The sequence below is a fragment of the Cohnella terricola genome (genome assembly GCF_007786475.1).
GTDB classification, from domain to species: Bacteria; Bacillota; Bacilli; order Paenibacillales; family Paenibacillaceae; genus Cohnella; species Cohnella terricola.
The window spans coordinates 406,405-422,929 of sequence record NZ_VNJJ01000002.1 but is presented as its reverse complement, the minus strand read 5'-3'; the positions used below and the strand labels follow the sequence as shown (position 1 = coordinate 422,929).

The window sequence follows — 16,525 nt, the reverse complement described above, 5'->3', positions numbered from 1 at the left end:
AGGAGATTCTCCAATGGAATATGTCATTGGCGTTGATTTGGGGACCAGCGCGGTGAAGACGCTGCTCGTCGGCAAAGACGGCGTGGTGCACGCGGAAGCGACCCGGGAATATCCGCTCTATCATGACAAAGCGGGCTGGAGCGAACAAGATCCCGAGGATTGGGTCACGGGAACGGCGGCAGCGCTGCGGGAGTTGATCGCCAGCGCGAAGATCGATCCCGCCGCCGTCGAGGGAATCAGCTTCTCCGGCCAGATGCACGGTCTTGTGCTGCTGGACGCGCAGAACCAACCGGTTCGCAGAGCGATTTTGTGGAACGATACCCGGACGACGGAGCAATGCCGCGAGATCGAACGGACACTCGGCGACAAGCTTCTGTCCGTCACTCGCAATCCGGCGCTTGAAGGGTTTACGTTGCCCAAGATTTTATGGGTCAAGCAGCACGAACCCGACGTTTATGCCCAAGCAAGCCGGTTCCTGCTTCCGAAAGATTATTTACGGCTGCGCCTGACGGGTGCTTTCCACATGGATCTGTCGGACGCGGCGGGCACGCTGATGCTCGATGTCGCGGGCAAGGTCTGGAGCGAAGATGTGCTGTCCGCATTCGGCATTCCGGCATCGTTCTGCGCGCCTCTCGTCGAAGCGGGAGCCAGCGTCGGTTCATTGTCCGCCGATGCGGCGGACGCGACCGGACTCACGACGGCGACCCAAGTGTTCGCCGGCGGAGCGGACAATGCCTGCGGCGCGATCGGCGCGGGCATCCTATCGCCGGGGTTGACGCTCTGCAGCATTGGAACGTCCGGCGTTGTCCTGACCTATGAAGCGGACGCGTCCGCGGATTATGAAGGCAAAGTGCATTTCTTCAACCACGGCAAGGAGAATGCCTTCTATGCGATGGGCGTAACGCTGGCGGCCGGCTATTCGTTAAGCTGGTTCCGCAATACGTTCGCCAAAGGCGAATCTTACGACAAGATGCTCGAGGGAGTCGGCGATATTCCCGCAGGCTCTAGCGGACTGTTGTTTACGCCTTACATCGTCGGAGAACGGACACCGCATGCCGACGCGAAAATTCGCGGAAGCTTCATCGGCATCGACGGCAGCCATACGCGGGCGCATTTCGCCAGAGCGGTGATGGAAGGCATTACGTTCTCCCTGAACGAGTCCATTGCAATGTTCCGTGCTGCCGGCAAGACGGTCGATACGATCGTATCGATCGGCGGCGGAGCAAAAAATCCGTTGTGGCTGCAAATGCAAGCGGACATCTTCCAAGCAAACGTCGTTGCGCTAGAGAACGAGCAAGGACCCGGCTTGGGGGCGGCGATGCTGGCCGCGGTCGGTTGCGGCTGGTTCCCGACGTTGGACGCTTGCGGCGAAGTATTCGTGAAACATGCGCGAATCTACCGTCCGAACGAGGAGACGAGCCAACGTTACGAGCAACTTTTCGACGTTTATCGTCAAATGTACGGCCAGACGCAGAGCATCAACCACGCCCTGTACGCTTTTCGAAATTAGGTATATCGGATAAAAAAGGAGTAGGAATAAGGGGGTCTCCCTGTTCCTGCAAGAGCCTCCGCCATTCCCGGTCAGTAAACGGGAGGAGGCTCTTTTTTCTATACTTGGGAAAGCTTCTCTGTTACCCTATGATGTATAGAAATCGACTCGGAGGGCGAGCAAAAATGACGGATAACGCGCAGCCTCTGTACCGTGCGGAGGTAGATGAAGCGGGGTACGATCACGACGGTCCGATCATTCGGAACATTGGCCTAAGCGTTCGATCCGGCGAAAGAGTCGGATTGATAGGACCAAACGGAGCGGGGAAGAGCACGCTGATGAAAGGATTGCTTGGCCAACTTCCGCACTGGAAAGCGAGAATCTACTGGCGAGGGGAAGAAGAGAAGCAAGGCGGCAATTCGGACATGTCCTCGAGTATCGCCTATATTCCCGAACAGCCAATCTTATACGAAAGAATGACATTATGGGAGCATCTCGTGCTCGCGGCCGCATCCATCGGGTTGCCGGAAGAGCAGTTCCGCGAGCGCGCGGACAAGCTTCTGAAGCGTTTTCGGCTGTATGGGAACCGCCACGAATATCCGATCAAATTCTCTAAAGGCATGCAGCAGAAAACGATGCTGATCGTCGGTTTCCTGCTTCAACCCGATCTGTATTTGGTAGACGAGCCGTTCATCGGACTCGATCCGGGCGCGGTGCTCGAACTGCTCGACGCTCTCGAAGAGGAGAGAAGCCGCGGCGCGGCGGTTCTGCTGACGACGCATGTGCTCGATTCAGCGGAACGGCTGTGCGACCGGTTTGTTCTCGTGCATGACGGCGGAGCCGCCGCCGCGGGAACGCTTGAAGAGATCCGAAGCGCTGCGGGATGCGGACCGGACGCTCGGCTGTTCGATTGCTTTCACAGGCTGACGGCACAAGGCGCAGAGGTGCGCGAATGACGGAGCAGGGCAACGACAATTTCAATCCCGGACGTTACGGCCCGGCGTCATTGTTTGCGGAAAGAGCGGCAGCATTTTGGATTGCGGTCTGGAAGTGCTGGCGAACGGTGCTCGATTGGACGGTGCTGCTCTACATCGTTCTCCCGGGCGCTTTTATCGCAGTCGGAATGTATCGGGATTTCATGCGCGATCCTCCTTCCGGCTTGACCACCGCGATGTTGATACCGATATTCGGCGTGATGGCGCTGTTGCAGCTTGCGGGCAAGTTCCGAACTTTCGCAGAGCGCGGGGATGCTCTGTTCCTCCATCGTCTTCCGAAGTGGAAGCAGGGATTCGGTTGGATGGGATTCGCATACGGCTTGGCATGCCGCTTGCTGACATCCGCCGTCGCGGTGGCGGTTGCGTCGCCGCTTCTGCTGCAAACCTTCAACATATCCGAAACGTATACTGCTATTCTGATTGTATTTTTCGCGGCCTGCGGTTCCTTGTGGACGATGGTCGAAGACCGGGTGTCACTGAGATGGAAAGGATGGCGCCGGATCGTTATTCAACTGTTACTGAGGATCGCGTTTGCGTTCGTCTTCGTCAGAATCGCGTATTTCGGCGAGGAATACGCGCTGCTTATCGGATCGGCAAGCGTGGCGATCGTCGTCTTGGCGGCTGCACTCCTGCGCCTAAGAATTCGGAAAAATGGCACGCTATTGCACGAGATCGCCGTAGAGAACAATGCATACGTATCCAGCGTAAGCTTGATTCTGAGAGACACGCTGGAGAAGAAACCCGTTCCGGGCCGGCGAAGACCCATGTGGTTCGCGCAGTCGCAGCCCCTCTTCCGCCATCGGAACGGCGCCGACAAGCTGGCGGACAGTTGGGTCAAGTCGGTGCTGCGCCGCTCGGATCTATGGAAGCATATGCTCTATTTTCTTGGGGCGGGAACCGCTGCAATCGCGTTAACTCCTCTGGCCCTTGCGGTGATCGTCTGGCTAGTGCTTCCTGCGCTGCTGCTCTTATCCCTGCAGCGGCAATGGGAGCAATGGCTTGCAGAGCCTTATGTTGCGCTCTTCACATGGCAGGAAGATCTGCTGGAACAGGCATCTCGGAAAGGGAAGCTCGCGATCGCGGCGCCGATCGTTGCCGCATGGGCCCTTCTGGTGGGTGTTAAGTTTGGGATGCATTTCGGAGGCGAAGTCTGGGCGGCGGTCGTATTGATTCCGGTCGCAAGTTATTTCTGGCTGCGGAAGGTGAACGATATGTTATCTTCGTTCAGCGCCATGCGGCGAAAAAAGGAATAATCGTGTGCCGTTGGGATAACCTATTCGGGATGGGTCAACTGAAGAACGGAGAGGATGGATGGCATGCTTCAAGCCGCCTTGATGTTTCAATTTCCGGACGAATCCCAGGCTGCCCTGGCCGGCGAGACGCTCGAAGAGTTAGGCTACGAACCGCAGCTTCACGATGGCGGGAGATTGCATATTCACGTGCGTAACGAAGATTTGACCTCGGCCCTGGAGATCGTGCAGTGTTACGCGGGCCAATTGATGGAGCACGCTCCGGCCGAAGCCGTTACTGTCACCGATATCGCCTACGGCATGGAGGAAATCCGAATTCCCGCTCACACGGTTAACGAAGACTGGATGGACGCTTACCGGACGGAGGAACCGGAACGCGACTCGAAACGTTCGGATTTCGCGGGCGACGATGGCACTTACGATCGATTCGAAGCCACATGAGTGTAGTCACACAAAGCCACTTAAACCCTTCCGAAACGAAGGGTTTTTTGGTCTGCGGACGAGAGAATCCCAGGAAAACGAATCATTTTGCGTCCGCAGGAGGAAAATGGAACGTAAAAAGCGCTTGCAATAGTCGGGGCAAGTATTTTATACTGAACCCGAAACGTTTTGGAAAGGTGTCTGCGTCATGGTAACGATTAAAGATATCGCAAAAAAAGCGGGCGTATCCGTCACGACGGTGTCCAGGGCGCTTAACGGTTACGACGACGTTAACGAGGAAACCCGCAAGAAAATCAAGCAGGTCGCGGAGGAATTGTCCTACAGTCCCAACGTTGTAGCCAGAAGCTTGGTTTCCAAGAAAACGCGTACAATCGGCCTTATCATCTCAGATATTAATCGCGCAGGCGCCAAGGACGCATTTTCTTACGAAGTGTTGTGCGGAATTAACGACCGCGCAGGAGATTTGAATTACGATCTTCTGCTCTTTAGCACGAACCCTTCCAAGCAAGTCGAGAAGTCTTACGCATCTCTGTGCAAGGAGCGCAACGTGGAAGGCGCGATTTTGTCGGGTCTTCGGCTTGACGATCCGTATTTGCACGAAGTCATTGAACAGAACTCTTTTCCATGCGTATTGATCGATATTCCGCAAACCGAGGCCAACGTCGGTTATGTCACTTCGGACAGCAAGATCGGCGCCGCAATGGCCGTCAAGCATCTGCTTGACGGTGGGCACCGGAACATCGCCATGATCAACGGCCATAACCAAGCTTTCGTCAGTCAGGAACGATTCGAAGGCTACAAGGAAGCGCTCGAGCAAGCCGATCTGTCGGCCGATCCGAATCTGGTCTATGACGGGGGATTCTCGGAGGACGGCGGAGCGGAGGCCATGTACCAGATCCTGATCCGCAATCCGGGAGTGACCGCCGTATTCTGCGCCAGCGACTTGATGGCGCTCGGGGCGATGAGGACATTGGAGAAGATGGGACTGAAAGTCCCTGAAGACATGTCCGTCATCGGATTCGACGATATTACGATTTCCTCGTATTGTTCGCCGAAGCTCACCACGATCCGGCAGGATAAATACGAACTCGGATACCAAGCGGCCCAGCTATTGATCGATATGCTGGAAGACCGAACGGACAATCGAAAAATAATGCTCAGCAATCAGTTGATTGTTCGGGAAAGCACGCGGCGACTTAAGTAAAGCACTGCTGCGTTTTTTTTCGCCATAATCCGAAACGTTTCGGATGTTTTGAAGATGAATTCGAAAACGATTTTCGGAGAGTATAAAACAAATACAGAAATATACAGGATGGGGAAAAGATGAACTACAGAGTAATCAAACACAACGATCTGTTTCTGATGACGGATCTTCACGGAGACGTTCCGGGCAGCAGCGCTCAAGACGGGCTGTACATGAGAGATACCCGGTTCGTTAGCAAAATGGAGATCAAGCTGAACGGCAAGCGCCCGTTGCTGCTCTCATCCGCCGCTGACGAAAATTATGTGGCGCGCATTCGGATGACGAACGAGCACGAGGAGATCGACGGAGAGGTGAAGCTCTGGAGAGAGTCGGTCGAGTTGATCCGGGAACGGTTTATCTACGGCGATGTGCTGTACGAAACCGTATTCCTGACGAATTTCTCGACGAAACCTTTGAACTTCGATCTAGGGATTTCGTTCGATGCGGACTTCACGGACATGTTTATCGTTCGCGGTTTCCAACCGGCGGATGAATTGGGGAAAATAACGGAACGCAGTGCGGATACGAAGCATTGGCATGCCGCTTATGTTGGTGCGGACGGCGTTCGCAGAGAAACGAGTATTTCCTGGGATACGGAAGCCGATGCCATGAGCAGCGAAGGCGACGCCTTATACAAGATCTCGCTGGAGCCAAGAGAGACGAAACGGATTACGTTTACGATCATTCCTTCGGTGGAAGGCCGAGTGGTCGAAGCGACTCCTCGCGAAACGGCGCTGGCCGAGTTAGAAGCGGCGTACGACGGATGGAACGAGAAAGCGATGAAGGTCAAGAGCGATTCTGAAGTGCTTGACAAGCTGTTCGACCGCGGCGTTCAAGACTTGCGCGTGCTGCTTACGGATTTCGGCTACGGACTGTTCCCGGTAGCGGGACTGCCGTGGTATGCGGTGCCGTTCGGGCGCGACAGCTTGATCGCGGCGCTGCAGATGCTTCCGCTCGATCCGAAGATTGCTCTGGGGACACTGGAGATGATGGCCGCCTACCAAGGGTCCGAGGTCAATCCGTGGAAAGACGAGCAGCCGGGCAAAATCATGCACGAGATGCGCAGCGGCGAGCTTGCCCGCTCGGGCCAAGTGCCGTTCGCTCCTTATTACGGAAGTATCGACTCCACGCCGCTCTTTATTCTGCTTGCGGCGGAATACGCGCACTGGACGGGAGATACGGCCGCAATCGAGCGGCTCATGCCGAGCCTTGAGAGAGCGTTCGACTGGATCGATAATTACGGCGATCGGGACAAGGACGGATGGGTCGAATACTACCAAGAGTCGTCCAAGGGGATCGCCAACCAAGGTTGGAAGGATTCGGCCGACTCGGTCGTTCACAAGAACGGCGAATTCGCGGCCGCGCCGATCGCGCTGATCGAGGTTCAAGGATATGTGTATCAGGCGAAAACGAGACTTGCACCTATCCTCGAACGGATCGGCCGCGAAGAGACGGCCCAGAAGCTTAGAGACGAAGCCGAGCGGCTTAAACAAGAGCTCGACGCTGCGTTCTGGATGCCGGAGGAGCAATTCTACGCGATCGCTCTCGACGCGAATAAGGATCAAGTCCGTTCCGTCACTTCCAATCCCGGCCACTTGCTGATGAGCGGCATCGTTCCAGAGGATAAAGCGCGCATCATCTCGCAAAGGCTCGTAGCGGCCGACATGTTCGGCGGATACGGCATTCGGACGATGTCCAGCGAATCGACGGGCTACAATCCGATGAGTTATCACGACGGCAGCGTATGGCCGCATGACAACTCCATGACGCTGATCGGCATGAGCATCTTAGGCTTCAAGGAAGAAGCGTCAACCGTCATCTCCGGATTGCTGAAGGCCGCAGAGAAGTTTGAGTACAACCGCTTGCCAGAGCTGTTCTGCGGATATGACGAGTCCATCGGCTACCCGGTCTCCTATCCGGTAGCTTGTTCTCCGCAAGCCTGGGCAGCAGGAACATCCATCGTGCTCATTCAGGCGATGCTCGGCTTGAAGACCGACGCGTTGAACCGTTCGATGACGCTGGCGCCTTTCTTGCCGGCAGGCATTAATCGGTTGACTGTCAAGGATGTACCGATCGCCGAAGGGCGGCTGTCGGTCGAACTGAAGCGGACCGGAGACGGCGAACCGCTGCAAGTGGACATCATCGAAAACACGAGCGGCTGCGAGATCGTCATTGCAGACTGATAAAAGCCGTGCTGACTAGGAATTGAACGGGCTGCGAGAAACGCACCTTTGATACCGGCCGGAAGGTACCGCCGGCTACGCATTTTCATCCGCTGCGAGGTCTCAATGCCCGTTTGATTATATAGAAACAAAAAAAGGGAGGAAGTTTTTACTATGAAAAAAAGTGCATCTGTAACACTCGGATCGATGTTGGCTCTTTCCCTGGTCGTTTCCGGCTGCGGTAACGGCTCCAAGAACGGCGAAAGCGCATCTCCATCCGCAGGCGCTTCCGAATCCGCATCCCCGGCGAAAGGGCAGGTTGAAGTTACGCTTGCTGGTTGGGGCTCTTCTCCGGATGAACAGCAATTGCTGCAACAAGTACTCGACGAATTCCAAACCAAGAACCCTGACGTTAAAGTTAAATACGAAGTTATCGCGGACCAATACATGGATGTTATCAAAACCCGGTTGATCGGCAATGAAGCTCCTGACTTATTCTATCTGGACGCGTTCGAAGCTCCGGCACTGATCGAGAAAGACGTATTGGAGCCGCTTGACGGTTACGTAACGCCTGAGTTCGACCTTGGCGATTTCGAAGCTCCGACCGTAAACGCGTTCAAATCCGCGGACGGCAAAATCTACGGTTTCCCGAAAGATACGTCCACGCTTGCACTGTTCTATAACAAAAAAATGTTTGCCGACGCAGGTATCGAGCCTCCAACAACTTGGGACGAGCTGCTGACCGCTTCCGAGAAGCTGACGAAAAAGAACGGCAACAAAGTCGAAGTATACGGCCTGGGCCAAGCGCCTGAATTGGCTCGCCAAATGTTCATGATCCAAGCGTTCGGCGGCCAACTGACCGACGATCAAGGCATGGCGGCGTTCGCTACTCCGGAAGCGGAGAAAGGCTTGTCCCTCGTTATCGACCAACACACGAAAGCCAAAACGGCGGGTCAACCGTCTGACGTCGGCGCAGGCTGGGGCGGCGAAATGTTCGGCCAGCAAAAAGCGGCAATGGTTATCGAAGGCAACTGGGCGATCCCATATATTCAAAGCAACTTCCCTGACGTAGACTTCGGAACGGTAGAAGTTCCGACGGTTAACGACAAAAAAGGCACGATGGCCTTTACTGTCGCTTACGTCATGAACAAAAATTCCAAGCAAAAAGAAGCCGCTTGGAAGCTGCTCTCCTACTTGACGGGCAAAGAAGGCATGAAAACTTGGACGAGCAAAGGCTTCGCTCTGCCTACGCGTAAATCCGTAGCGGCTGAGCTCGGCTTTGACAAGGATCCTCTCCGCGGCGCGCTGGTCGCAGGTTCTTCTTACGCGACTTCCTGGCAAGCAGGAGCCGCTCTGCCTACGATCATGAACAACTTCAACAACCAATTCGTAGCGGCTTACACAGGCGGATCCTCGCTGACCGATGCGATGAAGAAAGCGCAAGAGACGGCGAATAAAGAAATCAAAGCGGGCCAATAAGCAATCCCGACCGCAATGCAAGGAACGAGACGCCTGTTCCACGAGCAGGCGTCTCGTTCTCCCGCTTGCCGCGCGCGCGTTGGCGTGAAACGAGTGAAGCCGCGCGTGTACAACCGGCTTTAGTCATTTCACGCCCCAACACGGGGAAGGCCGAAAGGAGTGCCTCAAAATGGCCAAAACATTTACGAAATCGAAACTAAGGGATATGGCGTCGGGGTATACCTTCATGTCGCCGGTCATTATCATTCTCGGTTGCTTCTTGCTGCTGCCGATCGCCTACGCCATCTTTTTGTCATTTCACAAAGTGAATCTGCTCGGGACGGTCAGCTATAAATTTACCGGCACGGCCAACTTTGAGAGAATGCTCGATGATCCGCGCTTGTGGATCGCGCTAAGGAATACGGCCAAATACGCGCTGATCGTCGTTCCGTCGCAGACGATCCTGGCGCTGCTGCTGGCTTCGATTCTGAATATGAAGCTGCGTTACCGCAACTTTTTCAGGATTGCTTTTTATTTGCCGACGGTCACTTCTTCGGCCGTGCTCGTGCTGATCTTCATGTGGATCTACAACAGCAACGGCTTGCTCAACTACTTACTTGAACTGGTCGGTTTACCGACTTATAACTGGCTCGGCGATCCGTCCGTTGCGCTGCTTGGCATTATGATTATGAACGTTTGGTCAACCGCGCCGCTCTTCATGGTCATCTATCTGGCCGCCTTGCAGGATATTCCCGAAAATCTGTACGAGGCTGCGGATATCGACGGCGCGAACGCTTGGCACAAATTTTGGCGCATTACGGTTCCTCAGTTGAAGCCGGTCACGTTCTACGTCATTGTCATGGGCATTATCGGCACGTTCCAGTTGTTCGACCAATCGTACATTTTCTCGGCTGGTTCCGGGGGCCCGAACAACGCGACGCTGACGATGGTGCTGCTGATCTACCAATACGCGTTCAAAAACCTGGACATGGGATACGCATCCGCGCTCGCGTTCCTGCTCGCGGTCGTCATCATGCTCATTACGGTTGTGCAGCGATTGATCTTCAGGGAAGAACGGCTGAATTAGGAGGGGAAAAACCATGCGTGCGATCGATCGTTTCAAGCCGTTGTTTTACGTGCTGCTTAGCGTGTACGCGCTCATCACGTTCGTTCCGTTTCTGTGGGCGCTGTCCGCTTCGTTCAAGTCGCTGCCGGAGATCGTATCCGGCGGCATTCATCTGATTCCGAAGCATTTTACACTGGACAACTACCGCACGATCTTCAGGCAGGAACCTCTGTTCGGCAGATGGTTTCTGAACAGCGCGATTATTGCGCTTTCGGTTACTGGCTTTAACTTGATCTTCAACTCCATGGCCGGATACGCGCTCGCGAGAATCAAATTCCCGGGCAGTTCGCTCATGTTCTACAGCATTCTGGCGATGATCATGATTCCGGGACAACTGACCATCATCCCGAGCTATCTGATTATTAAAGAGTTGGGCTGGTTAAACAGCTACCAGGCGATCATCGTGCCGATGGCCGCGCAAGCGACTTACATCTTCATGATGCGCCAGTTCTTCATCAATTTCCCGAAAGAGCTCGAGGAAGCTTCGGAGCTCGACGGGCTCGGCAAGTTCGGCTTGTTCTTCAAGGTTGTCCTGCCGCTGGCCAAACCGGCTCTCGCCGCGCAGACGATCTTTATCTTCATGGGTGCATGGAACGAGTTCCTGAAGCCGCTCATGCTCATGTCCGAAAAGACGATGTTCACCCTGTCTGTCGGTCTGAATACGTTCAAGGGCCAGTACATCAGCTTCTGGAACTACATTATGGCCGCTTCGATCATCATGACGATTCCGGCCTTGCTGATCTACATTTTCTTCAACCGCTTCTTCGTGCAAGGGATTACGTTCACCGGCACGAAATAACGCAAAGAACGCGCCAAGCTGCGAAATCCAGCCGGCGCGTTTTTTATATGGCCGATAACGATATAAAACATCGTTTTTGATCGAAATCGGTCAGACGTTCAAGCCAATAACGATACAAAACATCGTAATTGAGGGACAATCGTGGCCAAAGAAACAAATATCAATCGTGTAACGATGTTTAACATCGCTATTGCGGAATCACTACGGGCAAACAATAAAAATGGCGATGTTAAACATCGTTATTTTTGAATCCGTCCGGTGAAGGAACTGTTAGTTATTTCATGGCGGCGTTCAAGCCCGCCGTATATCCAGTCGAGAAAGCGGCGGTAATATTGTAGCCGCCCGTATACCCGTGAATATCAAGAATTTCCCCGCAGAAGTACAGGCCGCTCATTCGCTTCGATTCCATCGTCTTCGGATCGATCTCCTTCAGGTTTACGCCGCCGCCGGTTACGAAGGCGTCCTCGATCGACAGCGTCCCGTATACGCGGATCGGGAAGCGCTTGATCAACCCGGCCAGCTTCATCCACCCCTGGCGCGGGAGATTGTCGTATGTGACCGTCTCCGCAAGCTCCGCTCCGCGCAGCAGCAGCGGGATCATTTTCTCGGGCAGACAGGCCTTCAGAACGTTCTTGATCGTTTTCTTCGGGTCGGACTCCGCCAGCCCGAGCGTCTCAGAGTATACTTCGTCAGCGCTTTTGCCCGGCATCAAATCGACGGAAACTTCGACGTTCTTCGCGTCCGATTGCTTCAGCGCCTTGACGACGAACTGGCTGCAGCGAAGGGCGATCGGTCCGGACAGGCCGAAATGGGTGAAGATCATGTCGCCGCGGTGTTCGACGACTCGCTTTCCTTTCGCATTCCAGACGGACAGCGATACGTCGCGCAGAGATAGCCCCTGTAGCTCCTTGCTAGTAATGAACGGCTCATTGGACGTGAGAGGTACTTCGGTCGGGAATAGCTCCGTGATCGTATGGCCCGCTGCCTCGGCCCAAGCGTATCCGTCTCCCGTGGACCCGGTATGGGGCACGGACTTGCCGCCGGAGGCGACGATTACGGCACGGCTATCGAGCTTCTCTCCCGAACGCAGGCGCACGCCGGCAACACGGCCGTCGTTGTAAAGTACGGTGTCGACGGGGGAATTGAGACGTATGTCGACGCCTTGTTTACGGACTTGTCCGATAAGCGTGTCCACGACGGTCTTCGCTTTGTCCGTCACAGGAAACATGCGTCCGTTGTCTTCCTCTTTAAGCCGAATTCCGAGCTTCTCGAAAAAAGCGATTATATCGCGGTTGTCGAAGTTAGAGAAGGAACTATGCAAAAAGCGCCCGTTGCCGGGAATATGTTGAATCAATTCGTCGATATTCTTGTTATTCGTCACGTTGCACCTGCCGCCTCCGGAGATGCCGAGCTTCCTTCCCAGCTTCTCTCCTTTGTCGAGGAGCAGGACGGCTGCTCCTTGTTTGCTGGCCGAGATGCCGGCCATGAGGCCGGCCGAGCCTCCGCCGATAATGATAACGTCGTATTTCATGCGAGATCTCCTGAACGTATATGTGTTTTATTCGAGTGTAACATCGGCGCCTCGAATCGTAAAACGAATTAAATTCCTAATATTGTAACCTATGGTGAGATGTGCTTTAATCTAAGTGATTCATTAACAAGTCCGAATTGATTGTTCGCACGGATCCGTTCATGCGGGGGGTTCGCAGGATGTGGAAAGAGGCTCTGCTACAGGTTCTGATAGCATGTCTCCCGGTTTTTATGTTCATGGTATGGTACTCCAAGCCGGAACGAACCTATTATACGCACATCTTTGTCGGAATCGGCTGCGGAATAGCCATGCTGCTCAATATGTTTTTTTCGACCATAAATGATCATGGCAGTAATTTTGATCTTCGCTTAGTCCCGTATTTAATCGGTTCACTGTATGGCGGCATCCCCATTGCCGTTGTTTTGTCGACCGTCTTAGCTGCAACATGGACATTCGAGATCGCAAATCACTGGGAGTATTTGCTATTATTCGTCGGTATAAGCGTCTACGCGCCTATTTTATTTTCCCGGATATCCAAGTTTCATTCCAGTAATCGTAAGGGTAAACTCAAGATCGCCGCGATTTTGTGCCTGATTCTCGTCATCATGCAAAGCACCGAGAACGCCATTGGCCTATCCGGTTTAACGACGACGGATAAGTGGGAGATTGGTTACATCGCGCTTATTTTCGCCGTTCTTCTCGTTGCCGTTACGTTTGTTTGCGTCCATTTTACGGAGCTGAGTTTCGAGCGTATACAGTTGCAATTGCAGCTTCACGACGTATCGATGAAATATCGCAACGAAGTGCGGAAGCTTCAGCATTTTATCGATAATTCTCCGTTAATGGTCGTCTTCTGCGATAGCAAAGGGAGAATTACCCATGTGAACGATCTGATGCTGACATTCGTCGCTCCCTTGGGTCGCAATGACGTTCTTAAGAAGAAGTTTTCCGTGCTTCTGGAACAAATGGACGTTCAGGCCGAATCGGACCCCGTCGCGCGTATTCTGAAGGGCGAGGAGAAGCTGACGGAAATTTTGAAGTGGAATGGCAGGATGCTGTATACGGTTTATTTTCCGATCAAAGAGACGTTGCCGGAAGAGAACGAAGGTGTACTGTTCATCGGACACGACGTGACCGAATTGCAGCGGCTGAAGGACGAGGTGGATCGGATGGAACGGCTGAGTCTAGTCGGCCAGATGGCTGCCAGCATCACGCATGAGATCCGTAATCCGATGGCCGTCATTCGGGGATTTATCCAGTTGCTCAACGAGCGGAGCCCGAGTGATCAGAAATCTTATTTCCGCATCGTGCTGGATGAGCTTGATCGCGCCAATGCTATCATCAACGACTTTTTGTCCCTTGCGCAGAACCGGATTGTAGAGAAGCAGCCTTCGAGCCTGAACGAACTGCTGAGCGACTTGCTCCCGCTCATCTGGGCGGATGCTAATATGAGGGGGCAGATGGTCGACATCAGGCTGGACGAGAACATCGACCTGTTCCCGATGAATTCGAAAGAAATGAAGCAGCTTATTCTCAATCTATCGCGTAACGGCATGGAGGCGATGAACGACAAGGGCGTTCTGCGCATCGAAACGTTAAATCTTCCGGACTCGGTCCAACTGCGCGTCATCGATAGCGGAACGGGTATCCCGTCGGAGAAGCTGGAAAGGCTGTTCGAGCCATTCTACACGACCAAGGCAAACGGGACCGGTCTGGGCCTTGCCCTATGCTTAAGCATCGTCGAGCGGCATAACGGAAAGATCCATGTGGAATCCGAAGCGGGTAAAGGGACGACGTTCATCGTATCGTTCTTCAAACCGGTGTATATGTACGGATAAGTGAAGCGACATCGGTTACACTACTGGGGACTCATCCAACCAAGGAGGATGCTTCCATGCCGAACGCGCAAGGTCCATCGAAGTCAGGGCGCAAAGCCGCCGATCGCGCCAGAAAAAATCAATCGCCTCTCTCCCCGGGATACGACAAAAAACTAGACGGGCCTAATCGTCCGTCGACCTGACCGCCATCAGCGCGGGCAACGATAAACCTTATTCGGGCGTAAAGCCCGGTGGGGGGCATGACGATTCGGAACTGGATCCGTTCGAAATCGAATTTCGATCGGAACTCCGCGCCGACCGGGGGCCGCGGGAGCCGTTCGTGAATGCCTACGGAGTCGTGATCGGAGATCACGATTACGAATCCGAGAACTCGCCTCTTGAACAATGGAGCAATGAAACCGATCCGGCCGCCATGGCTGGCGAACAGTGGGTCCATCCTTACAAGGACATCGGCTTTCTGGAAAGCAAGAACAGGGATTGGTTCGAGCGGGGTATCCCTTTCTCCCGCCCATTCATGCATCCGACGCACTCAACCTCGGCCTCGATTGATTCGGACGAGGAGGACTATTATCCTGTGCCAGAGGTGCTGGACGAACCGTGAACGAGGGACGATCGGCTTGACGGCGTCTCGTGTCTTCTTGCTTTGACGGAGCTTGCGGCGGCGCGTTATAATGAAGAATAGCGGCACTACCGACCGCCATTACAAGACCCGGAAAGCGAGGCGCCATCTATGTCGATGTCTTTCGAAAGATATATGCTGGATATGATCCAACCGATGCGAGACGATCTGACTCGGATCGGAATAGAGGAATTGAGAACGCCGGAGGAAGTGGAAGAGAAGCTTCCAACGGCTTCGGGAACGACGCTTGTCGTCGTGAACTCCGTATGCGGCTGCGCAGCCGGCCAATGCCGTCCTGGCGTTGCCGAAGCTCTGCAGCACGATGCGCTGCCCGACCATTTGTATACGGTATTCGCCGGACAGGATAAGGAAGCGACGGCGAAAGCGAGAGAATATTTCGCGCCGTACCCGCCTTCTTCTCCGTCCATCGCTCTGATGAAAGATGGAGAACTCGTTCATTTTATCGAAAGGCACCAAATCGAAAATCGCAGCGCAGGTGAGATTGCCGAGGATTTGACGGCTGCCTTCGACCGATATTGCCGGTAATCGATGACATCCCGGAGGCATAAGCCGTTGCGGCTTAGTCGCCGGGATATTTTTTGTACTATAGGACGGCGAAGCCGTTTTACTTGGCACGCTCTAACGGTCTCGCAGACCGTAGGAGAGACGAGTTACCGGGTTTGGCACGCTCTAATGGTCTGGCAGACCGTAAGAGAGACGAGTTACCATTTTTTTTAGTTCGACTAGGAGGAATGCGTGAATGACGACGTTTCAGCAAGAGATCATCGCGAAGCTCGGAGTTAAGCCGACGATCGACGTCGATGCGGAAATCGAGCGCCGCGTGCAATTTCTGAAGGACTACGTGAAACAAGCGAACGCGACCGGATTGCTGATCGCGATCAGCGGGGGTATCGACAGCGCGGTAGCCGCCGGGCTCTGCAAACGCGCGACGGACGAGCTCTCCCTGGAGTCGGGCAAGGAATACATAACTTTGGGCGTTTTCCAGCCTTACGGGGAACAGGAAGATATTCAACATAGCTATGAAGTGGCGGAAGCTTTCCAACTGACGCACAAGGTCGAGACGAACATTCAAGAAGCGGTGGACGAGATCGCGATCGAGACCGAATATGCGTTTAAGGCGTTGAGTATTCATCGACATATCAGCAGGGGCGGCAAAGGGAACGTGAAAGCCCGTACGCGGATGGTTGTGCAATATGCTCTAGCCTTCGATCTTAATTTGCTCGTCGTCGGGACCGACCACGCTTCGGAAGCTTTAACGGGCTTCTTCACCAAATGGGGCGACGGCGCCGTCGATATTACCCCGCTCAGCACGTTGAACAAACGTCAGATCCGTGAGATGGCCCGGCGACTAGGCGTGCCTTCCAGCGTCATTGACAAGCCTCCTACAGCCGGTCTATGGGACGGGCAGACGGACGAGAAGGAACTTGGCGTCTCCTACGAGGACAACAGCGACTACTTGGAAGGCAAAGTGATCGATCCGCAAGCCGCCGAAATCCTGGAGAAGCATTATAGAAGAACCCAACACAAGCGGAATAGCATTCCGGGGATTTAAT

Annotated in this window: 15 protein-coding genes; 14 read left to right on the top strand and 1 reads right to left on the bottom strand. The window is 54.2% G+C overall.

What is annotated here, in order from left to right:
• The first annotated feature begins 13 nt into the window (after positions 1-13).
• The 9 genes from xylB to FPZ45_RS05025 all read left to right on the top strand — a co-directional run bounded on the left by xylB (position 14) and on the right by FPZ45_RS05025 (position 10,963).
• Positions 14-1,510 (top strand): xylulokinase, encoded by a 1,497-nt coding sequence (xylB, locus tag FPZ45_RS05065; protein ID WP_144699055.1) that lies wholly within the window; start codon positions 14-16, stop codon positions 1,508-1,510.
• A gap of 164 nt (positions 1,511-1,674) precedes the next feature.
• Positions 1,675-2,445 (top strand): ABC transporter ATP-binding protein, encoded by a 771-nt coding sequence (locus FPZ45_RS05060; protein WP_144699053.1) that lies wholly within the window; start codon positions 1,675-1,677, stop codon positions 2,443-2,445.
• Positions 2,442-3,737 carry an ABC transporter permease gene (locus FPZ45_RS05055; protein WP_186438237.1) on the top strand — a complete coding sequence of 432 codons (1,296 nt, stop codon included), beginning with the start codon at positions 2,442-2,444 and terminating at the stop codon, positions 3,735-3,737. Before FPZ45_RS05060 ends, FPZ45_RS05055 begins: the two co-directional genes overlap by 4 nt.
• A gap of 63 nt (positions 3,738-3,800) precedes the next feature.
• The gene (locus tag FPZ45_RS05050) at positions 3,801-4,175 is read left to right on the top strand and encodes a hypothetical protein (RefSeq protein WP_144699049.1); all 375 of its coding nucleotides are present in this window, start codon (positions 3,801-3,803) and stop codon (positions 4,173-4,175) included.
• Between the two features lie 187 nt (positions 4,176-4,362).
• Entirely contained in the window at positions 4,363-5,379 is a 1,017-nt protein-coding gene (locus tag FPZ45_RS05045) for a LacI family DNA-binding transcriptional regulator (protein ID WP_144699047.1), read from the top strand.
• A gap of 119 nt (positions 5,380-5,498) precedes the next feature.
• The gene (locus FPZ45_RS05040; RefSeq protein ID WP_144699045.1) at positions 5,499-7,601 is read left to right on the top strand and encodes an amylo-alpha-1,6-glucosidase; all 2,103 of its coding nucleotides are present in this window, start codon (positions 5,499-5,501) and stop codon (positions 7,599-7,601) included.
• 153 nt (positions 7,602-7,754) lie between these two features.
• A complete protein-coding gene (locus tag FPZ45_RS05035) occupies positions 7,755-9,059 on the top strand; it encodes an ABC transporter substrate-binding protein (protein WP_144699043.1) in 1,305 nt (434 codons plus the stop codon).
• Positions 9,060-9,228: 169 nt separating this feature from the next.
• Positions 9,229-10,125 carry a carbohydrate ABC transporter permease gene (locus FPZ45_RS05030; RefSeq protein ID WP_144699041.1) on the top strand — a complete coding sequence of 299 codons (897 nt, stop codon included), beginning with the start codon at positions 9,229-9,231 and terminating at the stop codon, positions 10,123-10,125.
• Between the two features lie 13 nt (positions 10,126-10,138).
• Positions 10,139-10,963 (top strand): carbohydrate ABC transporter permease, encoded by an 825-nt coding sequence (locus tag FPZ45_RS05025; protein ID WP_144699039.1) that lies wholly within the window; start codon positions 10,139-10,141, stop codon positions 10,961-10,963.
• A 274-nt stretch (positions 10,964-11,237) separates the two neighbouring features.
• Here the strand turns inward: FPZ45_RS05025 and FPZ45_RS05020 are convergent, their stop codons facing one another.
• A complete protein-coding gene (locus FPZ45_RS05020; protein ID WP_144699037.1) occupies positions 11,238-12,494 on the bottom strand; it encodes a BaiN/RdsA family NAD(P)/FAD-dependent oxidoreductase in 1,257 nt (418 codons plus the stop codon).
• A 179-nt stretch (positions 12,495-12,673) separates the two neighbouring features.
• Here FPZ45_RS05020 and FPZ45_RS05015 point away from each other — a divergent pair, with 179 nt between their 5' ends.
• The 5 genes from FPZ45_RS05015 (at position 12,674) to nadE (ending at position 16,524) form a co-directional block, all read left to right on the top strand.
• Positions 12,674-14,332: a two-component system sensor histidine kinase NtrB gene (locus FPZ45_RS05015; protein ID WP_186438236.1), complete on the top strand. Its 1,659-nt coding sequence runs from the start codon at positions 12,674-12,676 to the stop codon at positions 14,330-14,332.
• A gap of 56 nt (positions 14,333-14,388) precedes the next feature.
• Complete coding sequence (locus FPZ45_RS25510; protein WP_222430756.1) at positions 14,389-14,514, top strand: spore protein; 126 nt, start codon at positions 14,389-14,391, stop codon at positions 14,512-14,514.
• Entirely contained in the window at positions 14,511-14,933 is a 423-nt protein-coding gene (locus FPZ45_RS05010; RefSeq protein ID WP_144699033.1) for a DUF3905 domain-containing protein, read from the top strand. Before FPZ45_RS25510 ends, FPZ45_RS05010 begins: the two co-directional genes overlap by 4 nt.
• A gap of 129 nt (positions 14,934-15,062) precedes the next feature.
• Positions 15,063-15,497, top strand: a complete 435-nt coding sequence (locus FPZ45_RS05005; RefSeq protein WP_144699031.1) for a BrxA/BrxB family bacilliredoxin — start codon at positions 15,063-15,065, stop codon at positions 15,495-15,497.
• A gap of 214 nt (positions 15,498-15,711) precedes the next feature.
• Entirely contained in the window at positions 15,712-16,524 is an 813-nt protein-coding gene (gene nadE / locus FPZ45_RS05000) for an ammonia-dependent NAD(+) synthetase (protein ID WP_144699029.1), read from the top strand.
• Position 16,525: the final 1 nt, after the last annotated feature.